The 21864-nt window shown below is 50.6% G+C and carries 21 protein-coding genes; 8 read left to right on the top strand and 13 right to left on the bottom strand.

Annotated features, from left to right (window positions below; all coding sequences use genetic code 11):
- Positions 1 to 3 precede the first annotated feature (3 nt).
- The gene (locus tag CEK60_RS14580) at positions 4 to 978 is read left to right on the top strand and encodes an arsenic resistance protein (RefSeq protein ID WP_089039645.1); all 975 of its coding nucleotides are present in this window, start codon (positions 4 to 6) and stop codon (positions 976 to 978) included.
- A 50-nt stretch (positions 979 to 1028) separates the two neighbouring features.
- On the opposite strand, the gene CEK60_RS14585 is transcribed toward CEK60_RS14580, so the two are convergent.
- Complete coding sequence (locus CEK60_RS14585; protein WP_089039646.1) at positions 1029 to 1886, bottom strand: universal stress protein; 858 nt, start codon at positions 1884 to 1886, stop codon at positions 1029 to 1031.
- Between the two features lie 19 nt (positions 1887 to 1905).
- The gene (locus CEK60_RS14590) at positions 1906 to 3396 is read right to left on the bottom strand and encodes a SulP family inorganic anion transporter (RefSeq protein ID WP_089039647.1); all 1491 of its coding nucleotides are present in this window, start codon (positions 3394 to 3396) and stop codon (positions 1906 to 1908) included.
- 528 nt (positions 3397 to 3924) lie between these two features.
- Between CEK60_RS14590 and CEK60_RS14595 the strand changes: the two genes are divergently transcribed.
- From CEK60_RS14595 to CEK60_RS14615, 5 genes are all read left to right on the top strand, one after another.
- Positions 3925 to 4938: an isocitrate dehydrogenase gene (locus CEK60_RS14595; RefSeq protein ID WP_089040938.1), complete on the top strand. Its 1014-nt coding sequence runs from the start codon at positions 3925 to 3927 to the stop codon at positions 4936 to 4938.
- Positions 4939 to 5035: 97 nt separating this feature from the next.
- Positions 5036 to 5605, top strand: a complete 570-nt coding sequence (locus CEK60_RS14600) for a sigma-70 family RNA polymerase sigma factor (RefSeq protein WP_089039648.1) — start codon at positions 5036 to 5038, stop codon at positions 5603 to 5605.
- A 12-nt stretch (positions 5606 to 5617) separates the two neighbouring features.
- Positions 5618 to 5833 (top strand): zf-HC2 domain-containing protein, encoded by a 216-nt coding sequence (locus CEK60_RS14605; protein WP_089039649.1) that lies wholly within the window; start codon positions 5618 to 5620, stop codon positions 5831 to 5833.
- Complete coding sequence (locus tag CEK60_RS14610) at positions 5820 to 6503, top strand: DUF3047 domain-containing protein (protein ID WP_089039650.1); 684 nt, start codon at positions 5820 to 5822, stop codon at positions 6501 to 6503. The genes CEK60_RS14605 and CEK60_RS14610 overlap by 14 nt, the downstream gene beginning before the upstream one ends.
- Positions 6504 to 6626: 123 nt before the next feature.
- The gene (locus CEK60_RS14615; protein WP_089039651.1) at positions 6627 to 7886 is read left to right on the top strand and encodes a methyl-accepting chemotaxis protein; all 1260 of its coding nucleotides are present in this window, start codon (positions 6627 to 6629) and stop codon (positions 7884 to 7886) included.
- Between the two features lie 74 nt (positions 7887 to 7960).
- On the opposite strand, the gene CEK60_RS14620 is transcribed toward CEK60_RS14615, so the two are convergent.
- The 5 genes from CEK60_RS14620 to dksA all read right to left on the bottom strand — a co-directional run bounded on the left by CEK60_RS14620 (position 7961) and on the right by dksA (position 12344).
- Positions 7961 to 8611 (bottom strand): peroxiredoxin, encoded by a 651-nt coding sequence (locus CEK60_RS14620; protein ID WP_038477728.1) that lies wholly within the window; start codon positions 8609 to 8611, stop codon positions 7961 to 7963.
- A 102-nt stretch (positions 8612 to 8713) separates the two neighbouring features.
- Positions 8714 to 9751 carry a CNNM domain-containing protein gene (locus tag CEK60_RS14625; protein WP_089039652.1) on the bottom strand — a complete coding sequence of 346 codons (1038 nt, stop codon included), beginning with the start codon at positions 9749 to 9751 and terminating at the stop codon, positions 8714 to 8716.
- Positions 9752 to 9868: 117 nt separating this feature from the next.
- Positions 9869 to 10753 carry a GTP cyclohydrolase FolE2 gene (folE2, locus tag CEK60_RS14630; RefSeq protein ID WP_089039653.1) on the bottom strand — a complete coding sequence of 295 codons (885 nt, stop codon included), beginning with the start codon at positions 10751 to 10753 and terminating at the stop codon, positions 9869 to 9871.
- Positions 10753 to 11859, bottom strand: coding sequence for a CobW family GTP-binding protein (locus tag CEK60_RS14635; protein WP_089039654.1), 1107 nt, complete (start codon positions 11857 to 11859; stop codon positions 10753 to 10755). Before CEK60_RS14635 ends, folE2 begins: the two co-directional genes overlap by 1 nt.
- On the bottom strand, positions 11859 to 12344 hold the full coding sequence (dksA, locus tag CEK60_RS14640) for an RNA polymerase-binding protein DksA (RefSeq protein WP_089039655.1): 486 nt from the start codon (positions 12342 to 12344) through the stop codon (positions 11859 to 11861). The genes CEK60_RS14635 and dksA overlap by 1 nt, the downstream gene beginning before the upstream one ends.
- 104 nt (positions 12345 to 12448) lie before the next feature.
- Here dksA and CEK60_RS14645 point away from each other — a divergent pair, with 104 nt between their 5' ends.
- Both CEK60_RS14645 and CEK60_RS14650 read left to right on the top strand, forming a co-directional pair.
- Positions 12449 to 13108 (top strand): DUF1826 domain-containing protein, encoded by a 660-nt coding sequence (locus tag CEK60_RS14645; protein WP_089039656.1) that lies wholly within the window; start codon positions 12449 to 12451, stop codon positions 13106 to 13108.
- 76 nt (positions 13109 to 13184) lie between these two features.
- Entirely contained in the window at positions 13185 to 13892 is a 708-nt protein-coding gene (locus CEK60_RS14650) for an inorganic diphosphatase (protein WP_089039657.1), read from the top strand.
- A gap of 186 nt (positions 13893 to 14078) precedes the next feature.
- Here CEK60_RS14650 and CEK60_RS14655 read toward each other — a convergent pair whose 3' ends face one another.
- The 6 genes from CEK60_RS14655 to CEK60_RS14680 all read right to left on the bottom strand — a co-directional run bounded on the left by CEK60_RS14655 (position 14079) and on the right by CEK60_RS14680 (position 21844).
- Complete coding sequence (locus tag CEK60_RS14655) at positions 14079 to 14546, bottom strand: S-ribosylhomocysteine lyase (protein WP_089039658.1); 468 nt, start codon at positions 14544 to 14546, stop codon at positions 14079 to 14081.
- Positions 14547 to 14600: 54 nt separating this feature from the next.
- Entirely contained in the window at positions 14601 to 14948 is a 348-nt protein-coding gene (locus CEK60_RS14660) for a putative quinol monooxygenase (RefSeq protein ID WP_009721375.1), read from the bottom strand.
- Between the two features lie 61 nt (positions 14949 to 15009).
- Positions 15010 to 15687: a haloacid dehalogenase type II gene (locus tag CEK60_RS14665; protein ID WP_089039659.1), complete on the bottom strand. Its 678-nt coding sequence runs from the start codon at positions 15685 to 15687 to the stop codon at positions 15010 to 15012.
- Between the two features lie 131 nt (positions 15688 to 15818).
- On the bottom strand, positions 15819 to 17252 hold the full coding sequence (locus CEK60_RS14670) for an aspartate aminotransferase family protein (RefSeq protein WP_089039660.1): 1434 nt from the start codon (positions 17250 to 17252) through the stop codon (positions 15819 to 15821).
- 70 nt (positions 17253 to 17322) lie between these two features.
- On the bottom strand, positions 17323 to 18819 hold the full coding sequence (locus tag CEK60_RS14675) for an NAD-dependent succinate-semialdehyde dehydrogenase (RefSeq protein ID WP_038477754.1): 1497 nt from the start codon (positions 18817 to 18819) through the stop codon (positions 17323 to 17325).
- Positions 18820 to 19066: 247 nt separating this feature from the next.
- Entirely contained in the window at positions 19067 to 21844 is a 2778-nt protein-coding gene (locus CEK60_RS14680; protein WP_089039661.1) for an aminotransferase class I/II-fold pyridoxal phosphate-dependent enzyme, read from the bottom strand.
- Between the last annotated feature and the right edge of the window lie 20 nt (positions 21845 to 21864).

A 21864-nucleotide genomic window follows, 5' to 3' on the forward strand; every position in this document is an offset into this window, starting at 1 on the left:
TTTATGCGCGAGCAGTTAGAGCGACAGCAGTCCTGGTTTTACCTAGGGTTTATCTGCTTAGGGCTTACATTAGGTCTGATAGCTCCCTTACTAGCGTCATCACTTGAACAGCTGTTATGGCCGCTACTTGGCATACTGCTCTACGCCACTTTTACCCAAATACCGCTATTACATATCAAGCAAAGCGTTACCGATAAACGCTTTATGGCAGCGCTGCTGATTGGCAACTTCATTATCATTCCTGCGCTACTGGGGGTGTTGGTGCTAGGTCTTTTAGTAATGGGGCTACCACTTCCCCCACCGGTAATGGCGGGTGTTTTGCTAGTGCTACTGATGCCCTGCACAGACTGGTTTATTACCTTCACGCACTTAGGCAAAGGCGATGCCGCCCGGGCTGTTGCGGCAACGCCACTGCTGCTGCTCATCCAAATGGCCGCATTGCCCGTTTATCTGTGGCTATTTTTAGGCGGAGAGTGGTTTCAGTTAACCTTTTCTACCAACCTTCTCAGCGCATTTGCTGGACTGATCCTGCTGCCCTTGAGTTTGGCATGGCTGACAGAACTTGCCGCCAAGCGATCTTCAGCTATCAAACGCTCTGTGGGCTGCCTCATTTATTTACCAGTGCCGCTGCTAGCACTGGTGGTGTTCATCATTGCCGCGTCGCAGGTGAATAGCGTGCTAGGGCTTAGCCATGTGCTGTGGCAGGTTGTGTTTATCTTTAACGGCTTTTTAGTCATCGCTGGGTTGTTGGGTAAAGCGTTAGGCAGTCTATTCAAACTACCGCTTACCAGCGCCCGAACACTTGCCTTTAGTTTTGGCACGCGCAATTCGTTTGTCATGCTGCCCATTGCGCTTACCCTGCCCAATGGCTGGCAAGCCGCGGTAGTCGTTATTGTTTTTCAATCGCTAGTCGAGTTATTTGGCATGATAGCGTTGATACGCTGGGTGCCCGGCAAGCTAATTCCGAGCCAGCTATAAAAAACGCCGGCCCCTTAGCGTGGTGACCGGCGTTAAAGCGTACGTATTGATTAACGCAATATCAGTACCGGAATTCGGCTACCGCGTAACATCGCTGTGGTGGTACTGCCGACCAGCAAGTGGCGAATACGCGAGTGGCCATAAGCGCCCATCACTAGAAGGTCGATCGCATGCTCCTGCTCGTACGCTTGCAAGGTGTCGCCTACCTCACCGGAACGGATGGCGCCTTCGGCTTGGTGGCCGGCATCGCGTAGCGTCGTCAACGCCCAATCAAGCTCGCTGCGATGCTCGGCGGTTTCAGCACCCACAATTAGCACATGGCATTCGGCACCGGTAAATAACGGCGAACGCGCCAGCATTTCCACCCCTTTACGGGCAGTTTTGCTACCGTCAAACGCAATCAGTACCTTTTCAGGTTGCTTAAAGGCTTTGGGCACCATGAGCATTGGGCGATGCATTTCACGCACCACACGCTCAAGGTTAGAACCTAGGTGGCCGCTGGCGTGGTGAGCGGTTTCACCACGCTTGCCTACCACCAACAAACGTATGTCTTTCTCTAGCTCTACCAAGGTTTCGACCAGCGTGCCGTTAAGCTGGCGAATAATGGGATCAGCGACTCCATCTTCTACTGCCCGTGCCTTGGCAGCTTCCAGCATAAGCTTGCCTTGTTCACGGTTTACCTTAGCGCGCTGTTCATCAAGCTCAGAAAGCTCTTTCATCAAGCGCTCGCGGGCACCAAATCTTAGGTTACCCGACAAATTTTGCTCTGCTGGCACATCAGAATGATTATCCACCACATGCACAAAGCTAAGCGGCGCATTTAATGCCAAGCTTGCCCAAGCGGCGTAGTCACAGACGCTTTCTGCATACTGGGAGCCATCAATCGCGGCGAGTACGTGTTCAGTCATATCGCTCTCCTTGCGGTGGTTAGTGGCCGCCCATTAGCTTTTCAACTGCTTCAGGGTCGTTGTGTACCGCGTAACGATCTACCACGGTGGCACTGGCCTCACTCAAGCCCACCAGCTCCACCTCAGTACCTTCACGACGGAACTTAATCACCACGCGGTCCAGGGCCTGAACAGCGGTAATATCCCAGAAGTGGGCACGGGAAAGGTTGATGGTGACCTTATCGATGCTCTCTTTAAGATCGAAGGCCGCAATAAAACGCTCAGAAGAGGCAAAGAACACTTGGCCAACTACTTGGTATTCACGCTCTTTACCGGGCTCTACTTCTTTCGAGCCGATATACAGGATGTTGCCAACTTTATTAGCAAAGAACATCGCCGCCAGCAGTACACCGACAAAGACACCAATCGCTAAATTGTGCGTCCCAACAGTCACCGCTACTGTGGCTAGCATAACGATATTGGTACTCACCGGATGTTTTTTAAGGTCGCGAATCGACTCCCAGCTAAAGGTGCCAATCGATACCATAATCATCACCGCTACCAGCGCTGCCATAGGAATCTGCGAGACCCAATCAGCGAGAAAGACCACCATCAACAACAGAACAACACCAGCGATAAGCGTTGAGAGTCGAGTCCGGCCACCGGATTTTATGTTGATGACTGACTGACCAATCATTGCACAGCCTGCCATACCGCCCAGTAAACCCGATCCGATATTAGCGATACCCTGACCTTTACACTCACGGTTTTTATCGCTGGGTGTATCCGTTAAGTCATCAACAATGGTGGCTGTCATCATAGATTCCAGAAGGCCCACCACCGCCAGCATGATGGCGTAGGGAAAAATGATCATTAGCGTTTCTAAATTAAGCGGCACGCTAGGCCATAAGAACATTGGCAGTGTATCGGGCAGTTCGCCCATATCACCTACCGTGCGTATATCCATGCCGCTTACCATATACACCCCGGTAAGCACCACGATGCATACCAGAGGAGAAGGAACCGACTTTCCAATCGCCGGCAAGTACGGGAAGAGATAGATAATGCCTAAGCCTGCTAGCGTCATGGCATACACATGCCACGTCACATTAGTTAACTCGGGCAGTTGCGCCATGAAGATTAATATCGCTAGCGCATTCACGAACCCGGTGACCACCGAACGGGATACAAAACGCATCAGCTCTGCAAGTTTTAAGTAGCCTGCGATAATCTGTAATACCCCAGTCAATAGCGTGGCCGCTAGTAAGTACTCCAGGCCATGTTCGCGAACTAAGGTAACCATCAGTAGCGCCATCGCACCGGTAGCTGCTGAAATCATACCCGGGCGACCACCAGTAAAGGCGATCACTACCGCGATACAAAACGAGGCGTATAGGCCCACTTTGGGGTCAACGCCCGCAATAATCGAAAATGCAATCGCTTCAGGAATTAGCGCTAGGGCAACAACGATGCCTGAGAGCGTGTCGCCTTTGATGTTAGAGAACCACTCTTGCTTACTGAAAAGTGCCATTCAGGGAGTCCATAGTTGAAGGTGAAACACTACGCACTACCGCCACACCGAGGTGAAACGAGAACGCGCAATTAAGCGAATAGGTTGTCAAAACAGTGCTGCATCACGAAGATACGGGGCAGCATCAATAGCCAATGAACGGCCATAGGATGCACAAGCGCCGACATAACGCGATAGGCGTCACGCGCTTATATAAAGGAGGGAATTACTTAGGGCGGAGTCATCAGCCCAGAAAAGATGTGAGTAAATGCAGTCATAAGTAATATTCTGTACGGTTGCAATAAGCAAGGTGCGACAAAGCGCAGCATTCTAACAGCATCACAGCCGCATTGCATCTCACGCCACTCTGGTAGCCCACACTGTGATACGCGCTGATACGCCCCCACCTCTACTTAGGCAGGGTGACCTCGCGACTGATTGTGGCGTACCATTGCGCCACCAGAAACGATGACAATTGCCAACGTTTTATGTTGAAGCGGCACACATAGTCACGTGCCGAATATGCCCGCCAAAGAGGAGAAATAGATGATGAGTCAGTCAATTGCGGTGATTAAAGGCGACGGTATCGGCCCCGAAATTATGGATGCCACCCTGCGCGTACTTGATGCGCTGGAGTGCGGCCTGAATTATGAGTTTATCGATGCTGGCCTGGCGGCGCTTGAAAAACACTGTACGCTGATTCCTCAAGAATCGCTTGATGCCATCGAGAAGTACGGTATTGCTCTGAAAGGCCCGCTGACCACCCCTATTGGCAAAGGTTTCTCCTCCATCAACGTGCAGCTGCGTCGTCATTTTGACTTATATGCCAACGTGCGCCCGGCGATTAGCTTCCCCGGTACGCGTTCGCGTTACAACGATATCGATATGATTACCGTGCGGGAAAACACCGAAGGTGCCTACCTCTCTGATGGCCAAGAGATGATTGACGATGGCAATACCGGCATTTCAGTCATCAAGGTAACCCGCCAGGGTTCCGAACGCATTGTGCGCTATGCGTTTGAGCTAGCAAAAAATAACGGCCGTAAAAAAGTCACCGCTGTACATAAAGCTAACATCATTAAAACCAGCTCTGGCCTGTTTTTGGATGTCGCTCGGGAAGTCGCCAAAGAGTATCCCGAGATCGAATTCCAGGAAATGATTGTAGATAACGCCTGCATGCAGCTAGTGATGAATCCGCACCAGTTCGATGTCGTTGTCACCACCAACCTGTTTGGCGATATTCTTTCTGACCTATGTGCTGGACTAGTGGGCGGATTAGGCTTGGCGCCCGGTGCTAATATCGGCGAAAAGGCTGCTATTTTTGAAGCAGTTCACGGTTCTGCACCGGATATTGCCGGACAAAAAATCGCCAACCCTTGTGCCCTGCTGTTAGCAGCCGCCCAAATGCTTGACCACTTAGGCATGAACGAAAAAGGTGACGCGATTCGTCACGGAATTCGCGCGGTACTGGAGACACGCCGCGATATGGTGACACCCGACATGGGCGGCACCGGCACAACCGATACATTTGCCCAAGCGCTCGTAGAGCACTTAACCGCTTAACTGTTTAAGTGCTTCTCCCATCACCGCACCGCATCTTACGCGGTGATGGGATCCTTGAGCTTTAAGCCTGACTTTTCTTAGCTTAGGGAAGCTCACATTGCCTATCTCCTCACAGCAAGCTGCCGAACACTTCAGCCATATGCGACCTCGCCTGCTTGCATTTGCACGCTTGCAGCTTAGAGAGAGTGCTGCCGCTGAAGATGCCGTTCAGGAAACGTTGCTCACCGCGTTTGAAAAAACCAGTTCATTTGAAGGGCGCTCAGAATTTGAAACCTGGGTATTTGGCATCTTGAAATTTAAGATACTTGACCATCTGCGCCAGCAGAAAAAACAGGGGCGCTGGCAGCCGCTAAATGACTCAATCGACGAGGACACGTTAGACCGGCTATTCAAATCAAATGGGCATTGGCAGGCCAGCGCCCGCCCGCACGACTGGGGAGAACCTGAGCATATTTTAGAGAACCAGCGCTTCTGGCAAGTGTTCGATGCCTGTTTAATAGCACTACCCGACAGTATCGCGCGGGTATTTACCTTACGAGAACTGATGGGATTATCGACACAGGATATTTGTAAGGAACTCGACATAACAGAAACTAACTGCTGGGTTATCTTACACCGAGCACGGTTAAGGTTAAGAGCCTGTTTGGATAACGGCTGGACTCAGTAGGAGCCAATAAAGATGCTAATGTGCCGTGAAGCAACGCGTTTGATGTCACTTAAGCAAGATAGAGCACTCACTTTTCGCGAACGTACTGCACTACGCATACATCTCTCTATGTGTAGCGCCTGCCGCGCCTGTGCCCGCCAATTTGACCTGCTTCACAAAATTGGTGAGCACCACCCCGCTGCACCAAAAAAATCGACAGAAAGCGGTGGTCGTTATGAGCCTCGCTAGTGCTTTTCCCATCAAAGGAACAGCACTAGCTAGCCTATTTTTTAGCCCGTTATTATTTACAACCGCTAGCGGGCAAGAGATACGCTTTACACCTAACCAAATCATGACCTGGCCTACCCGAAGCTTCGAAGGCGAAACACGCTATTCCATTGTTGAGAAATCAGGCCAACGAGTGCTTGAAGCCAATGCTCAGGGCCAGGCCTCTGCACGCTACCTGGAACGCGATATTAATTTAAATGAAACGCCCTATCTTCACTGGTGCTGGCAAGTAGACTCAATCTATCCGGGCGTTGATGAGACAGCGAAAGCGGGCGATGACTATCCAGCACGGGTTTACGTGGCTCGCAAGACAGGGATTCTTCCCTGGCAGGTCGAATCGGTTAACTATGTCTGGTCCTCTACCCAACCTCAGGGTGCCTCGTGGCCAAATGCCTTTACTGACCGAGCACAACTGATGGCGTTGCAAAGTGGCAATAGCGCGGTTGGGGAATGGGTGGCAGAAGTACGCGATGTCCGTGCTGACTACCAAGCTCTTTTTGGCAGTGCTCCTAGCCAAGTCAACGGTATCGCCTTAATGAGTGATGGTGATAATACAGGCGGCAACGCCACCGCGTGGTTTACCCAACTAGGCTTTTCTAGCCTTAGCACTCCCCCTACATGTCCCCAATAGTCAAACAAGGCTAGCATACCATTTATTTATACAAAACCATTACAAACAGAGTGCCTTTTATTAAGATCTGATCTACTATCACCCTATTCTCGGTGACAACAGACTAGATTTAAGGGACTACCAATGCTCGCATATTTCGCTTCTGACGCCTTACGTAGCGCCCTAACCCAACATACTGCGTGTATCTATTTTTCATCGGAAGGCATTATCCAAGAGGCTAGTGAGCCGTTTTTAGCCTCTATGGGGTACTTATTAGCTGACATTAAGGGGCAGCATCACCGTATTTTTTGTTTTCCTGAAGAAACGTCTAACCGTCAATATGATGATTTTTGGAAATCACTTGCAGCAGGTGTAAGCCAGCAGGGGCGTTTTCGGCGCATGAATGCACTTGGCGAAGAGGTATGGCTTGAGGCCACCTATTTACCGATCAAGAACCGTCGTGGCAACGTTGTACAGATTTTAAAAGTAGCCACTGACGTGACTAAAGAGCACCAAAACGCCGCTAGCGAACGTTTCATTCTTCAAGCCCTAAATAGCTCAATGGCAGTCATTGAATTCACAACTGACGGCTTTATTCTGGATGCCAATACTAATTTTGAACAAGTAATGGGTTATCCTCTGCACAAACTTCGTGGCGAACATCATCGACTGTTCTGCGATAACGATTTTTACCGAGAACACTCAGATTTCTGGCAACGCTTAAGCCAAGGGGAGTATAAGCAGGGTAAGTTCTTACGCCTAAATGCCCAAGGAGGCGCCGTTTGGCTGGAAGCTACTTATAACCCTATCTTTGATGACGAGGGTAAGGTGGTAAAGGTCGTTAAGTTTGCTACCGATATCACTCAAGCAATGCTGGCAACTGAAGCGGCTCAAGCCACAGTAAGCAGCGCCCAAGCATCGTCTAGCCAAACCGAGCGAATTGCTCAAAATGGGTTAACCCACTTGCAAACGGTGCTTTCTGACTCACAACATGCTGCCCATACGCTCAACGAAGCACAGCAACTAATCACTGCACTAAACCAACAAGCGGAACAGATTAACAAAATTACTGCATCAATCGCGCAAATTGCCAGCCAAACAAACTTGCTTTCATTAAATGCCGCGGTAGAAGCAGCAAGAGCAGGTGAACAGGGCCGTGGATTTGCTGTAGTAGCAAATGAGGTACGCCAATTAGCCAAAGGATCAAGTGAAGCGGTGAGCGAAATCACTCGAGTTCTAAAAGAAAATAATGCACTTGTCGCCCGCACCACACAGGCAATGCAACAAGTGGTCAAGCAAGGTGAAAGCAGTCAAACGAGTGTTAAAGAAATAGAGTCAATTGTGAGCGAAATTTTGCAAGGCGCGCAGAATGTTTCTCACTCTATCGAACGACTCTCTCTTTAGCACCTTGATAAGAAAAAAACTCGCCATGTTTATGGCGAGTTTTTTAGTCTTAAAACGAGGTAGCGTTAACTTACTTAGCGCAATTTCGTTTTACGCAGGTACGGCAGAACAGCGTCAAATTCACCGAACTTCTGCTTGGCATCTTCATCAGACACGCTCGGCGGAATAATAACGTCCTGACCAACTGTCCAGTCAGCAGGCGTTGCAACACCATGTTTTGCCGTAGCTTGCAGTGCATCCAGCGCACGCAGAATTTCTGCGAAATTACGGCCTACCGTCATCGGGTAGGTCATCGATAGTTTCAGCTGCTTATCCGGCCCGATAATGAACACCGAGCGTACCGTTGCACTATCAGCGGGAGTGCGACCATCTGGCAGATAAGCATCTTCTGGCAGCATATCGAACAGCTTGGAAACCTTTAGGCCTTCATCGGCAATAATGGGGAAGCCTACCGTATTGCCACAAACTTTCTCGATATCGCTTGCCCAGCGTTTGTGGTCTTCAACGCCATCCACAGAGACGCCAATGACTTTGGTGCCGCGCTTTTCCCATTCAGGGCTCAGCGTTGCCACTGCGCCGAACTCTGTGGTGCAGACCGGCGTGAAATCTTTAGGGTGAGAAAAGAGGATCGCCCAGCTATCGCCGATCCAGTCGTGAAAATGAATCGGGCCTTGGCTAGTTTCTGCTTCGAAATCAGGCACTACCGCATTGATACGTAATGACATCGTTCCTCCTCATTAGGGTCAAGTGACCTTAATACCTTATATGACTTTCAACGCCTTCACTATAGAACGTTTCGCGCTATAGCAGTGAAACATTTGCTATGCTCAATCCAGCGACGTGGCGTCTTTCTCTTCCCGTTTGATGCGCTTTACCCAGCGCTGTTTTGCATAGTGGCGCAAGTTCGCCACACTGTCGGTTTCATCGACAATATCTTGACCTAATATCGTCTCAATGATGTCTTCTAGGGTGATAAGGCCCACAAAGGTGCCGTGTTCATCATAAACCACCCGCATGTGCAGGTGATCCTTCAACATTGATGTAAACACCTGCTCGACATTGTTCGATACTTCGACACTACCAATTGGGTGCATCAGTTCACGCATGGTTTTGGCATCATCGGCGTGATACATATCGGCCTTGTGCACATAACCAAATGCCTGCTCACCGTTATCCATCACAGGTAAACGCGTGAATGGCATTTTGCCATACTGCTCGTCAAACTCCTTGACCGTCATGTTAGGCAATACCGTTTCACAGACAGTACGGGGCGTCATCGCTTTATTGACCGCAATTTCATGCAAATTCAGCATGTTAATAATGGTGCGTGACTCATCCGCATCCAACACTTGCTCTTCTAAACCTACCCGCGCCAACACTTTAATTTCATCGCGCAAGTCAACATCATGCTCCGACTTTCCTAAGCGGCGCGTAATCTGTTCAGACATCCAGATAAACGGCAGCAACCCAATGATCATTGGGTTCAGTAACCGTGGCAACACCGGTGATAGACCTCGCCAATAGGTAGCACCAATCGTTTTGGGAATGATTTCAGAAAGAATTAAAATCAGCATGGTCATGACGGCAGACACAATGGCAATAGAGGCTTCGCCAAACACGACCGCGGCCTGCGCCCCCACTGCCGTTGCACCGACAGTATGCGCAATGGTGTTAAGCGTTAAGATCGCGGCCAACGGCCGATCAATATTGGTTTTTAGCTTCGTCAGCGCTACATGAAGCTTGGGATTATCTTCTTTTTGCTTGGCGATATAGCTCGGCGTAATAGACAGCAATGCTGCTTCAAGAATAGAGCACAGAAAAGAGAACGCGATTGAAAGGGTAGCAATCGTGATAAGAAGGAACATGGGAGCTCATAGTGATGGATGATGCATTGTATATAAGGTCACGACTGCTTGGTGTCAATGCGTAAACACATGTTTATTTTCTTACAGCCAGCTAACATCATTTCTCATGAACATTTCTCACCACTGCCATTCACTTCTCGCCACTGCATCGTGGGCATGTAAACTTTCTGCGTGAACTACCTTTAGCTGGAACCCTGAAATATCAGCCATCTTTCTAAGCGCTCCATCCAGACGTTTGGCGGCATCTTCACAGAACATCAGATTCTGACCATTGGCGAGCGCAAATGCCTGCTCATCAATACGTTTAACAGCTGTCTGTAACGCTGTCCCCAGGGCGTTCTCAATACGCTCAATAAGGTCGGCAAGCGGTATGTCATCGTTTCCTGCCAGCCGTATGGAACAGTGGGCAACACTGCGCTGACTATGTGGAGTGGCGAGTACCCCTTCCTCGCTGCCTAGCCACGCGAGTACGGCCTGCTTGGTTAAGGGAATCTCTTCAAAATCTTCCGCAAACGCTTGCTGAATTAGCTGTCTTGCTAATGCCGCTGAGCAGGGGCAAGTTGAGGAGTAACCAACGGATACGTCTAGCTCCACCTTGAAACCTGACGGTGTGAGCTGGCTGTGCAGTGTAAACGGATAGCCTTTCCAACCTGACAAAGGGCTGATCAGCGCGTCACGTTTAAGTAATGCCTCCCCACTGAACGTTAGGTAAGCGTTTTCTGATAATGCGTGGTGACTCTCCAAAAAAGCCGCAAGAACACGATGAAGTAACGTGGGCGTTAGCGCCTGGTGCTCTAATGCATCCAATGCGGTATACAGCCGTGACATGTGGATACCGCGAGCACCGGCTTCTTCAAGGCTAACGCCCGCTGACACATTAGCGTTTACTTGGCTCCCCGCCAGCCTTACTGGCAGCGCCACGCCTTCCATACCAACCCAGGAAAGCGTGCCCGGTAAACGGGCAGGTTGTTGGGCAATATCGGGTAAAGTAAAAGCCGTCATTAAATTGCCTCGTTCGTTGATGAGTTAAAGGGTGTGAAATAACGATAAAGCTGCGCCACAGTGGCAGGCGCGACATTTTGAGTAATGAAGACAAACCGAGAAATGCGGTCATTAACACACTGCATCGGCAGAGGCGTCGGCGGGTGGAAAATGTGCTGGACGCCGTGCAGCGCGAGCGGTTCATCACGATCGGTAAGGTGCACAATCGCTTTAATGCGTAGCATTTTCTCGCCCATCAACGACATCAATAGATCCAGCCAGTTTTCCAAAGCGTCTGGGGTAATTAATTCCTCAACGCAAAAACAAAACGCATTGATATTCTCCCCATGGCGAGTCAACGTTGGCTGGCTAGTGGGCTGCACAAAAGCAGCGTTACTATCGCCCTGCTGCTCCCCCTCGTGCTTAACATCTTCAGCATGGATAACGCTGTAACGTGCTGACTTCAGCCACTGCTCCACCTGGTGTCGTTGAGAATCCCGACGAAAAAGCCCTGCGCCTACCAACAATTCAGGCGAAAGATTACCGTTCACCACCTGCCACTGCTCTGCGGCGGGATTGATAGACGCCAGTTGGTTAGCCAGTGGTGTTAGGCGAACTTCGCCGACCAGGTCAGTTTTGGTGATGAGTAATCGGTCAGCTATCGCAATCTGGCGCTGTGACTCACGATGCGCCTGCAACGTTGCCTCACCGTTCGCGGCATCAACACAGCACACCACGCTATCCAACTGGAAACGGTGGGCAAGCCAATGATCGGTCATTAACAGCTGTAAAATAGGGGCGGGATCGGCCAGTCCTGTGGTTTCAATCACAACACGGGAAGGTGCTGGTTTTCCCTCTGCCAACAGCGAATCAATAGCCTGCTTTAGCGTACGGCTTAAGTCTCCCCTCAATGTGCAGCACAAACAGCCGCTGCTCATCTCCACCACCGCTTGCTCATCACTCTGGGTAATCAGTTGATGATCTAGTCCAATATCACCAAACTCATTAATTACGATCAGCGTGTTTTGCATTGACGCTTGGCGTACCCAGCGATTGAGTAACGTTGTCTTACCGCTCCCTAAAAAGCCGGTCAGTACATTAACCGGTGTCAGCGTGGAGAACTGCATCACTCCCCCCGTGCCTTGCGGAAATGGTGCTCTTTACGCTCCTGGCGCTCCTTTGCCTCAATGCAAAGCTTTGCCGTGGGACGAAAAAGTAGTCGTTGAAGACCAATGGGCTCGCCAGTTTCTTCACAGAAGCCGTATTCACCATTTTCGATGCGCTGTAAGGCTGCATCGATATTAGTGATCAACCGACTTTCACGATCTGCTTGGCGAAGTGACAACCGTAGCTCCTCCTCAAACGAGGCCTGATCAGCCTCGTCGCTATCTCTCTCATGAGAGGCGATAGCCGTTTTCACCTCGCTTAAATGCGCCTCAAGCTCCGCACGTTCGTTTAAAAGCCGCCGACGAAAAAAAGCAAGCTGCGCGGCATTCATGTACTCGTCTGCTGATGAGGCCAACAGCACTGCCTCCTCAGCTTTTTTGGCATCTGGGAATTCAGCGCCACTGTCTGTTCTGGCAGTTACTGACTGAGTGATATCGGGTTGCAATGGTTAGACTCCTTTTGATAAAAACGTTATAACATAACAAATAAAGCTCTGCGACCTAACCTTTCTCAATCCTAATGCACTGCTAAACGTAACAGGAGACCTACATGCCCACTCCACACTCTCATCAAGCAGTCTCTTGGCGACTACCACAACACGCCGCACGGGATACCGACATCAGCGTGCTTCCGCGTATATTTGAAGAGCAGATTAACATCGCTATTCTGCACCGCGCTCTGCCCGCCGATGTGGCGCTTAGCGCAAACGCACAGAGCCAGACATCGCGCGACTGGCAGTACGCATGGCTTGGCAGCCCGGCAGATGACTTTAAAAATGACTTGCGTCGCAAGCTCCCAGAGCCCTCAGCAGGAGATGCGTTGGTTGACGATATCGCAACCATTGCTGAAGCCATCGCATTCCTGTTTGATACCGATACCGTGGGCGTTCGTCTACGCTTATTAACAGCGGCGATGTGCCCACGTTTTCACTGCGACAACTTGCCGGTACGTTTAGTGACCACCTATGTCGGCCCGGGTAGCGAATGGTTACCTGAAAATGCGCTTAATCGCGCGGGGCTGGGTGCGCCAACGCCTGATCGCCCAGAGATTATCAGCGACCCAAGCGCCATTCAGCGGTTGCATGGAGGTGATATCGCGTTGCTAAAAGGCAGCGGTTGGGTAGGCTGTGAAGAGCATGGCTTAGTGCACCGCAGCCCCTCTTTGGAGGCAGGTCAAAAGCGGCTATTGCTAACGATAGACCCCGCTTGATCGACTTACCCCTGTCACTAATTCGTCACTCCCCCCTGATAGGATTTATCGAATTAAATCGCTTACGGGAATGGTCATGGATAACAAACTACTGCTGGCAGGTGTAATAAGCATCTCGATGTTAACGTCGACGGCGTATGCTGAGTCATTAGGCAATCTAGCCTTTTCTGACACAACGCCCTATACCTCAGATATGACCCTAAAAGATGATTTCACCATTGCCGGTGATGACGATTTAATGGCGATGGATGCCATTAATAGCAACGGTTATGCCAACGCCATTATCGAAATACCCACAGGCACGTCTGCCAAATGGGAAGTTAGCAAAGAGGACCCGAACGCGGTTTATTGGGAGTATAAAGACGGCGAGCCGCGCGTTGTAAATTACCTGGGTTATCCAGGCAATTATGGCGCCATTCCGGGTACCGCCCTGCCCAAAGAACTAGGCGGTGACGGTGACCCACTAGATGTGATCGTCTTAGGCCAAGCGTTACCGCGCGGTGAAGTCGTTGATGTACGTGTTATTGGCGTTTTAAAAATGTTAGACGACGGTGAGCAAGACGACAAACTGGTGGCAGTGCTTACCCAGGGTTCACCGTTTGCCCATATTGAAAGCATGCAGCAACTCGATAGTGAGTTCCCTGGTGTTAGCCAGATTGTTGATATCTGGTTCGCGAATTACAAAGGCCCTGACGGTGGTATGGAAGGTCTTGGGTTTGAAGACGCCGAGTCTGCGTTAGCCGTACTAGCAGCAGCTGCCGAGAATTTTTCAGCCGCGCAATAATCTGATTAAATCAAACCGTCGTATATTAAACCGCTTAAACATCACTGCTCGATTGATAGAGCAGTGATGTTCATACCTTTCCCCATGCTTAACGTTATTGGGCGTTTGCCAATGGTTAATGGCCTAACACTAAAACGCCCCCAGAAAGGAGGCGTATTGCTGATATTACGTGCTTACATTTACTGGTTAAGCAAATACGTCGGTCCACTCACTGCGCTTAGCCAGCAAGCCTTTAGCTAGCGCTTGGGCACCTTCCAGGCTGTGGCTGGCGGCCCAGCCGCACTGCATCTCATTACAGGCGGGTACTTCCGTGGCAGTCAGCACATCGTTGAGCGTTTGCTCGATAATGCTTAGCACGCCGTCATAATCGTCGTGGTTAATCATCGCGATATAAAAACCGGTTTGGCAACCCATCGGGCTGATATCAACCACTTTATCGGTGTGATTACGCGACATTTCAGCCATCAGATGCTCCAGGGAGTGCAGCGCAGGCATCTCCATGTGCTCTTTGTTGGGCTGGCAAATACGCAGATCATACTTGTGGATACGGTCGCCATTTTGGCCTTCTTTAATATCGGCCAAACGCACGTAAGGTGCTTTTACCTTGGTATGATCCAAGTTAAAGCTTTCGACGTTCATTTTCTTTTCAGTCATGTTGGCTCCGTCATCTAGGTACAACGCTTACTTATTCTACACCGTTACCGCTTTTCACACCTTGGGAGCGTCGAAATTCCACGGCTCGTCGGTATAAACACACACGTTGGCATCTTCAATATCGCCGTCGGGTGACTCGACGTGCTTAGCGAAAAAATCTTGTATCTCTTTGCGCTGACAGTGGGCTTCAAACTCTTCTCGGCTGGCCCAGATTTCATGAAACACGATCGGGTAGCTGGTGCCCTGGGCAAACGGATTGTCGATTTGCCGAGTCACAGTGTAGTGAATACAAGCATCTTCGCGATGGGTGTTTGGCTCTAAAGACTGCAGCGCTTTAAATACCGCTTCTTCTTTTCCCGCTTTGGGCTTAAAGCTGGCGATACAGTAAATTTTTTCCGACATGGTCATATCCTAAGCGGTTAAGTTGGCATCATTATGCGGCCTGTCGGTGTGGGTTAACAACCTAACGGCTCATTCGTTCAGCCAGCATTTCCAAATCTGGCACTGTCATATCCGGCTCTCCTCCCCAGGGGTCGAACGGCGCATCAGGGTGACGGCGCACCCAAGCGCTATGTAAACCTGCATGCGTTGCTCCAATCACATCAAAAGGATTACTGGAAATCAGCCAGGTATGTTCTGGGCGTGTTTCTAAACATGCGCGTAAGTAGGCGTATACCGCAGGATCAGGCTTGAAGCGCTTAACGTCATCAACACTTACCACCGCATCCATGTGGTTTTCCACACCTGCGCGGGCCAGTAGCTTAGTGACAGCTTCTTGAGTGCCGTTAGAAAACGCCACGCAGCGAATTCCAGCATCACGTAGTTGATCTAGGGCAGGCAGCACATCTGGGAATGCAGGTAACTCCGCATAAACCGCCATTAAGTGGTCATGGTCGTTATCAGAAAGACCGCTTTGCATCGCACGATCAGTGAACACTAATGCCTCCCGGATGCACTCCGAAAACGGCACATAGGCTCCCATCAAACCATGGCGAAAGCTGTATTCCAGCTGTTTTTCCCGCCAGCGCTTAGCAAAATCCCCAGCTTTGGCGGCGTCACTTAGGCGGCGCTCCAGCTCAACCGTTACCCCTTGGGTATCAATGAGCGTGCCGTATACATCAAAAGCAAGTACCGGTTGCATGATAACTCCTAGCCTGATGGGTCGGATAATGGTGGGAGATAAGTGATCTCATGCATTTAGCATAGCTGCCCTGTTCAAAAACAAAAACGCCGCTGCGATAGGCAGCGGCGTTTGGGGAGCGTTAAGCGCTATTAAATCGTAAAGGCGGCTTCTTGCTCACCGGTTTTAAGATCACCGGAACGCACCAGCTCATCCGTCACGCGATCAATGGCGCGTTTGGCGCGACCAATCATTTCGTCAACTTCATCACGGTTAATAGTCAGTGGCGGCGCAAAGCCTAGAATATCGCCTTGAGGCATCGCACGGGCGATCAGGTTTTCTTCCATTGCCGCTGCTGCAACACGCGGGCCAACTTTCAACGCCGGGTCGAAATGCAGGCGCTGTTTGGCGTCTGGTGAGAACTCTAGAGCGGCCATTAGGCCAACACCGCGTACGTCTCCAAGCAACGGGTGACCTTCAAAGGTGGCCTTGAGCTGCTGCTGGAAGTAGCCGCCAGTTTCAGCAGAGTTACCCACTAGGTTTTCGCGCTCGATAATATCCAAATTGGCAAGGCCAGCGGCACAGCCTAGTGCGTGACCTGAATAGGTCCAGCCATGACCGATAGGACCAAACTCGCCAGTACCCTGCTCAAGCACTTTCCATACTTTGTCGCCAACAATCACGCCAGAAAGCGGCTGGTACGCGCTGGTTAGCCCTTTAGCAATGGTGACCAAATCAGGCTTCATGTTGTAGTGGTGGCTACCGAAGTCCGAGCCGGTACGGCCAAAGCCACACACGACTTCGTCGGCTATCAATAGCACGTCATACTTGTTCAGCACTGCTTGAATCGCATCCCAATAGCCTTCTGGCGGCGGTACGATACCACCGGTACCCAGCACCGGCTCACCGATAAATGCTGCGACGGTGTCGGGGCCTTCTTCCAGAATCATTGCCTCTAATTTCTCGGCACAGTAGGCAGAAAACTCAAGTTCTGTCATACCGTGCTGTTCTGCCGCGCGCAGATAGTAGTGCGGCGCTTCAGTGTGGCGAATGGTGTCGATTGGCAGGTCAAAATGGTCGTGGAACGCTTTAAGACCGGTTAGTGAACCAGAGGCGATGCCGGAACCGTGGTAACCACGCATACGCGAGATCACTTTTTTCTTCTGCGGGCGCCCCAGCACGTTGTTGTAGTAACGCACTATTTTGAGCTGTGTTTCATTCGCATCAGAGCCTGACATGCCGTAATACACCTTGGACATGTTCATGCCAGCGATTTTCAGAATACGCTCAGAAAGCTCAATCTGCGGCTCGTTCGAGTGGCCTACATAGGTGTGGTAATAAGAAAGCTCTAGCGCTTGCTTATAGATCGCTTCAGCAACTTCAGTGCGGCCATAGCCGATATTGACGCAGTAAAGGCCCGCAAAGCCGTCGATAAACTCACGGCCATCTTTATCTACGATATTAATACCTTTACCGCCAGTGATAACACGACCCGGCAAATCGCCGTGGGCGAAGTCGCGCAGGTGCGTAGAGGCGTGAAAAGTGACTTTACGGTCGCGTTCGATCAGATCCTGATGCAAGCTCATAACGTTCTCTCTATACAGTCCCTCCCCACCGTGTGGGGAGGATGCTTAAATTAATAAAACCGATTAAATATCAACTTCCCGATACTGAACCTAATGCCCCAAGGCAGTAGTACTTCGTTTCTAAATACTCATCGATACCGGTAGCGCCGCCTTCACGGCCAAGGCCGGACTGTTTCACGCCACCAAAAGGTACCGGTGGGCCAGTCATTTTCACGGAGTTGACGCTAACCATGCCGTACTCCAACGCCCGCATTAACTTCCAGATGCGGCGAATATCATGGGTGTAGATATAGGCCGCTAAGCCGTATTCGGTGTCATTGGCCATTTCAATAACTTCGTCATCGGTACTATAAGCGGTAATGCCGGCCACCGGGGCAAAGTTCTCTTCACGCCAGACTTTCATTTGCGGTGTTACGTTGGTCAACAGCACTGGCATAAAGAAGTTATCGCCCGGTGCTTGGCTCTGGTCACCAGCAATCATCGTGGCACCTTTGGAAATCGCATCATCAACAATCGATGCTGCTTTTTCGACTGCCTGGCGATGAATCAGCGGGCCCAAATCAACCTCTCCATGCAAACCGTTACCCACGGTAAGTGCCGCCATGCGCTCGGTAAATTGCTCAACGAACTCATCGTGGATAGATTCGTGAACCAAAATGCGGTTAGCGGCTAGGCAATCTTGCCCGGCCGTTTGAAACTTGGCCGAGACCGCAGCATAAGCTGCCTCTTTGGGATCCATATCCGGACCAACGATAAACGGCGCGTTGCCACCTAATTCCAGCGATAGCCGTTTAACCGTATTTGCGCTCTGTTCAATCAACAAGCGGCCAACACGGGTGGAACCCGTGAAAGAGAGCGCTCGGATACGCGGCTCGCTGCACAAAATTTTAGAGACTTCTGCAGGATCACCCAGCACGACGTTAAAAATACCTTCCGGAATACCTGCCCGCTCGGCAAGCTCCGCCAGCGCCAGCGCCGAGAACGGCGTTTCATTGGCAGGCTTGATGATCACCGGACATCCAGCGGCCAACGCCGCTGCAGCCTTGCGGGTAATCATGGCCAGCGGGAAGTTCCACGGCGTAATCATCGCCGCAATGCCTACCGGCTCTTTAATGGTGCCCAGTGATGCATTGGGAATATGGCTGGGAATGGTTTCACCGTAGGTGCGTTTCCCCTCTTCAGCGAACCAACGCACGAAACTGGCACCGTACTCTACTTCGCCACGGGCATCCGGCAGCGGCTTGCCCTGCTCCAGCGTCATGATGGTGGCCAAGTCTTCACGATTGGCTTGAATCAAATCATACCAAGCCAGCAAGCGCTCGCAGCGCTCGTCAGCGCGTAGGGCACGCCACTGTACAAAGGCAGTTTCAGCAGCATCTACGGCAGCGGTAATTTGCTCAGCTTCCAGCAAGGGAATGTGGCCAATGGCTTCATTGGTCGCCGGGTCATACACCGCTTCTTCGCGGCCGCCGTCACCATGGGTCCATTTACCGTCTACGTAGGCGTACTGACGGAACAGACGCGGATCTTCCAAGCGCTTAGTGAGCGTGGTCGATAGTGTGGTCATGGGCACCTCCCCAGGTTGCAGCCAGTGACGGTGAAGCCAATCGCTGGCGACAAACCGTTGCACAGAAAATGTTGCTAAAAAATCGATCTACAGCCCAACGTTTCGATGGGCTGTTTCAGTGTGTCTAGCGTAAGGGAGATACCACACGAAGTGTTTTTGAAAGCGCCGGATAATTCCGGCGCTTTTTTTGTGAAAGCATGCTTTATAGTGATTTTTTTTGGCAGCGCCTCTATTTAATCTGCTGCATTTAACCTGCGGCGGGGTTAATCAGAGCCTCCTCAGTAAACACCACTAGCCCTAACTCCGGCCGATAGCCATGGATCTCAGTGACATCCAGCGCCTGCAGAAAGGCTAAAATTTCTTCGCTGATGACCTGCCCTGGCACTAATACCGGAAATCCTGGCGGATAAGGGATGACAAAACTTGCCGATACAACATCGCGTCCAGCACGCATTTGCGACTGCAACTTGCCATTATCGAAGCGTAAGTACTCAGTATTCTCTTCGTCGTAACTCAGAAAGTAAGCACAACGAACATCCCCCTGGGGCGTATCAGGATTCGGCCGGAAGGCGTCATGGAAACGACTGAAGTCAGGTAGTGGCGGCAAATCATGATTCAGCGAATGCACCTGATTCTCGATGATTTTGCGCTCAGGGCGGCTACTGTCTTCCAAGCGATATTCGAACTCTTTCGCCAACTTGATCAGCACATCCAACAAGTAGGCAATAGAGCCCCGTGTCGTGCCGATATTGGTCATAAACAGTACGGTGTTGCGAGATGTCTTGTTGATCTGAACCCCGTACTTATTCATCAGGTATTCATTCTTAAAGGTATCGCCGTCAACGCCCGTATTACCGATGGCAATCGTGACACGGGTAGGATCAACCACAAACTCGTCTCGCGCCCAGGCTTCCTCCATCTTATTCCACCCTGTCACCGGGTCGTAATAGGACTCTACACCCGACTCGCGGTAGGCTTCAGGCACCATGTCGCTATTTTTTAATACGCGGAAATATTTCTGCAGTAATGGGTGGGTGTAGAGCTGTTCGCGAAGCGAAAGCGCTGTCTCTACCTGGGCATGTACCAGTTCGAAACCTTCCATTTCCGCCTGCATTCTTCCCACATCCAGCGATGCCACAATCTGATAATTAGGCGAGGTAGAGGTATGAGTCATGTAGGCTTCATGGAAAGAAGCCTCCACTTTCTGGCGAAAATCCTGATCCCACACGTGAATCATGGAGCCTTGGCGTAACGAGGTCAGCGTTTTATGGGTTGAATGGGTTGCATAGGTGCGAATGCGTACCTCGTCTGGGTCGGGCATCAGTCGCTGGTCAAGCCATGTAGCGTCATCTTCTGGATCGAGCTTATCGAACTCGGCTTTCCAAGCCGCATACTCTTCCCGATAACTCTCACTGCGGTAACGATCCCGCAACGTACGTGCCGTGTTCATAGCGGTACGTGGCCGATACGTCGGGTTAAAACCAGCGAAGGCAAACCATGCTTCATCCCAAAGAAAAACCAGATCTGGTTTAATCGCTAAGCACTCTTCCATCACTCGGCGCACGTTATAGACGATGCCATCGAAGGTGCAGTTGGTCAGCAACAACATCTTAACTTTGTGCAATTGTCCGGAACGCTTGTAGGACAGCAGCGTTTTCTTGATTTCATGCAGCGGCACCGCACCGTACATGGAATAATCATCAAGCGGATAGGAGTCTAAATAACTGACATGTGCCCCAGCTAGCACCATGCCGTAATGATGCGACTTGTGACAGTCACGATCGATCAACACAATGTCTCGCGGCTTAATCAGCGCCTGCACCACAATCTTATTGGCAGTGGACGTACCATTAGTCACAAAGAAGCTACGACGAGCTCCAAAGGCGCGGGCAGCGTACTCTTGCGCCTTTTTGATTGGCCCAAACGGTTGCAACAGCGAGTCTAGCCCCCCCGATGTTGCGGATGTTTCTGCCAGAAAAATATTAATGCCGTAGAAGTCGATCATGTGCCCTGCCCAGTGGGATCGAGTCACCGACTTGCCCCTGGAAATGGGCATGGCATGAAACACCCCTGTGGGCTTCCTACTGTATTCACGCAGAGCATCAAAAAACGGTGTGCGATAGCGATTATCAATGGCGCGTAGAATCGTATGATGCTGCTCGATGTAATCCGTTTCGCGGTAGAAGATACGGTTGAAGTGCTTAATATCTCGACTTGCCGTAGCTTCAACATCACCACTCGTCACCAGAAATTGATCAATTTCCGGGCGCAACTCATGAATCATCGAACTCAGCAGGATACTGCGATCAGCTTCGCTATGGTGCTCCAACTCATTTTCTGAGAGACCTTCCAGATAATTACGCAAAGCACTGAGGTTATACTTGGACTTATACGGAAACTCGTAGCGAATCAGACATGCTTGTATATTAGGATTCACCAATATGGCAATCAACGCATCTTCAAAGCTTTTTACCGTTACAACATCGTAAACAAAGCGATCTTCAGGTCGGCGCATGTTATGAAATGCTTCACGCACCACATCTTCTTCCTGATTAGAAAGATTATCTACGATCAGCAGTTCAAAGTAAGGTTGCGCCGAGCTATTGGAAGCCGGGTGTCCGCGGCGAAGTTGATTAAGGGCGTCCAAAGCCTCCATGTCTTCAGCACCCGCATCCGTCTCAGAAAGATCTACATGCCGTCGACGATAGGACTCACTGATCAACGCCCTTACCAAACGCTTAACGACTTTATCTAACAGCGCATATTCACCGCGATTAAATAGCGTCCAAAGGTGGCGAAAATCCTCTTTAGATGGAAATGCGTGGTAGTCCTCAATAATCTCTAAGCGTGTCAACTTGATGTCGATAGCTTTAATCAAGTTTTTGGCGCGATCCTCTTCTTTAAGGCGCGTCAAAATACCCAAATCACGTTTAAGCTCATTCCAGGTATCAGCACGAAGTTGGGAAATTTTGTGATAAAAACCCAGGGCGGTGTAGGAAGTTTCGGTTGGATTATTCTCTTGCATGACGACACCCATCCTTTTTA

It is taken from the genome of Halomonas sp. N3-2A, from assembly GCF_002216165.1.
Taxonomy (GTDB): Bacteria; Pseudomonadota; Gammaproteobacteria; order Pseudomonadales; family Halomonadaceae; genus Vreelandella.

Excerpts from the sequence above, each read along its gene's own strand:
- CEK60_RS14625 (WP_089039652.1), bottom strand. The coding sequence starts at position 9,751 with ATGTTCCTTCTTATCACGATTGCTACCCTTTCAATCGCGTTCTCTTTT.
- CEK60_RS14605 (WP_089039649.1), top strand. The coding sequence starts at position 5,618 with ATGCTAATGTGCCGTGAAGCAACGCGTTTGATGTCACTTAAGCAAGAT.
- CEK60_RS14645 (WP_089039656.1), top strand. The coding sequence starts at position 12,449 with ATGCCCACTCCACACTCTCATCAAGCAGTCTCTTGGCGACTACCACAA.
- CEK60_RS14675 (WP_038477754.1), bottom strand. The coding sequence starts at position 18,819 with ATGACCACACTATCGACCACGCTCACTAAGCGCTTGGAAGATCCGCGT.
- CEK60_RS14660 (WP_009721375.1), bottom strand. The coding sequence starts at position 14,948 with ATGTCGGAAAAAATTTACTGTATCGCCAGCTTTAAGCCCAAAGCGGGA.
- CEK60_RS14680 (WP_089039661.1), bottom strand. The coding sequence starts at position 21,844 with ATGCAAGAGAATAATCCAACCGAAACTTCCTACACCGCCCTGGGTTTT.
- CEK60_RS14585 (WP_089039646.1), bottom strand. The coding sequence starts at position 1,886 with ATGACTGAACACGTACTCGCCGCGATTGATGGCTCCCAGTATGCAGAA.
- CEK60_RS14670 (WP_089039660.1), bottom strand. The coding sequence starts at position 17,252 with ATGAGCTTGCATCAGGATCTGATCGAACGCGACCGTAAAGTCACTTTT.
- CEK60_RS14590 (WP_089039647.1), bottom strand. The coding sequence starts at position 3,396 with ATGGCACTTTTCAGTAAGCAAGAGTGGTTCTCTAACATCAAAGGCGAC.
- folE2 (WP_089039653.1), bottom strand. The coding sequence starts at position 10,753 with ATGACGGCTTTTACTTTACCCGATATTGCCCAACAACCTGCCCGTTTA.
- CEK60_RS14580 (WP_089039645.1), top strand. The coding sequence starts at position 4 with ATGCGCGAGCAGTTAGAGCGACAGCAGTCCTGGTTTTACCTAGGGTTT.
- CEK60_RS14665 (WP_089039659.1), bottom strand. The coding sequence starts at position 15,687 with ATGCAACCGGTACTTGCTTTTGATGTATACGGCACGCTCATTGATACC.
- CEK60_RS14635 (WP_089039654.1), bottom strand. The coding sequence starts at position 11,859 with ATGCAGTTCTCCACGCTGACACCGGTTAATGTACTGACCGGCTTTTTA.
- CEK60_RS14610 (WP_089039650.1), top strand. The coding sequence starts at position 5,820 with ATGAGCCTCGCTAGTGCTTTTCCCATCAAAGGAACAGCACTAGCTAGC.
- CEK60_RS14655 (WP_089039658.1), bottom strand. The coding sequence starts at position 14,546 with ATGACTGAAAAGAAAATGAACGTCGAAAGCTTTAACTTGGATCATACC.
- CEK60_RS14595 (WP_089040938.1), top strand. The coding sequence starts at position 3,925 with ATGAGTCAGTCAATTGCGGTGATTAAAGGCGACGGTATCGGCCCCGAA.
- CEK60_RS14615 (WP_089039651.1), top strand. The coding sequence starts at position 6,627 with ATGCTCGCATATTTCGCTTCTGACGCCTTACGTAGCGCCCTAACCCAA.
- CEK60_RS14650 (WP_089039657.1), top strand. The coding sequence starts at position 13,185 with ATGGATAACAAACTACTGCTGGCAGGTGTAATAAGCATCTCGATGTTA.
- CEK60_RS14620 (WP_038477728.1), bottom strand. The coding sequence starts at position 8,611 with ATGTCATTACGTATCAATGCGGTAGTGCCTGATTTCGAAGCAGAAACT.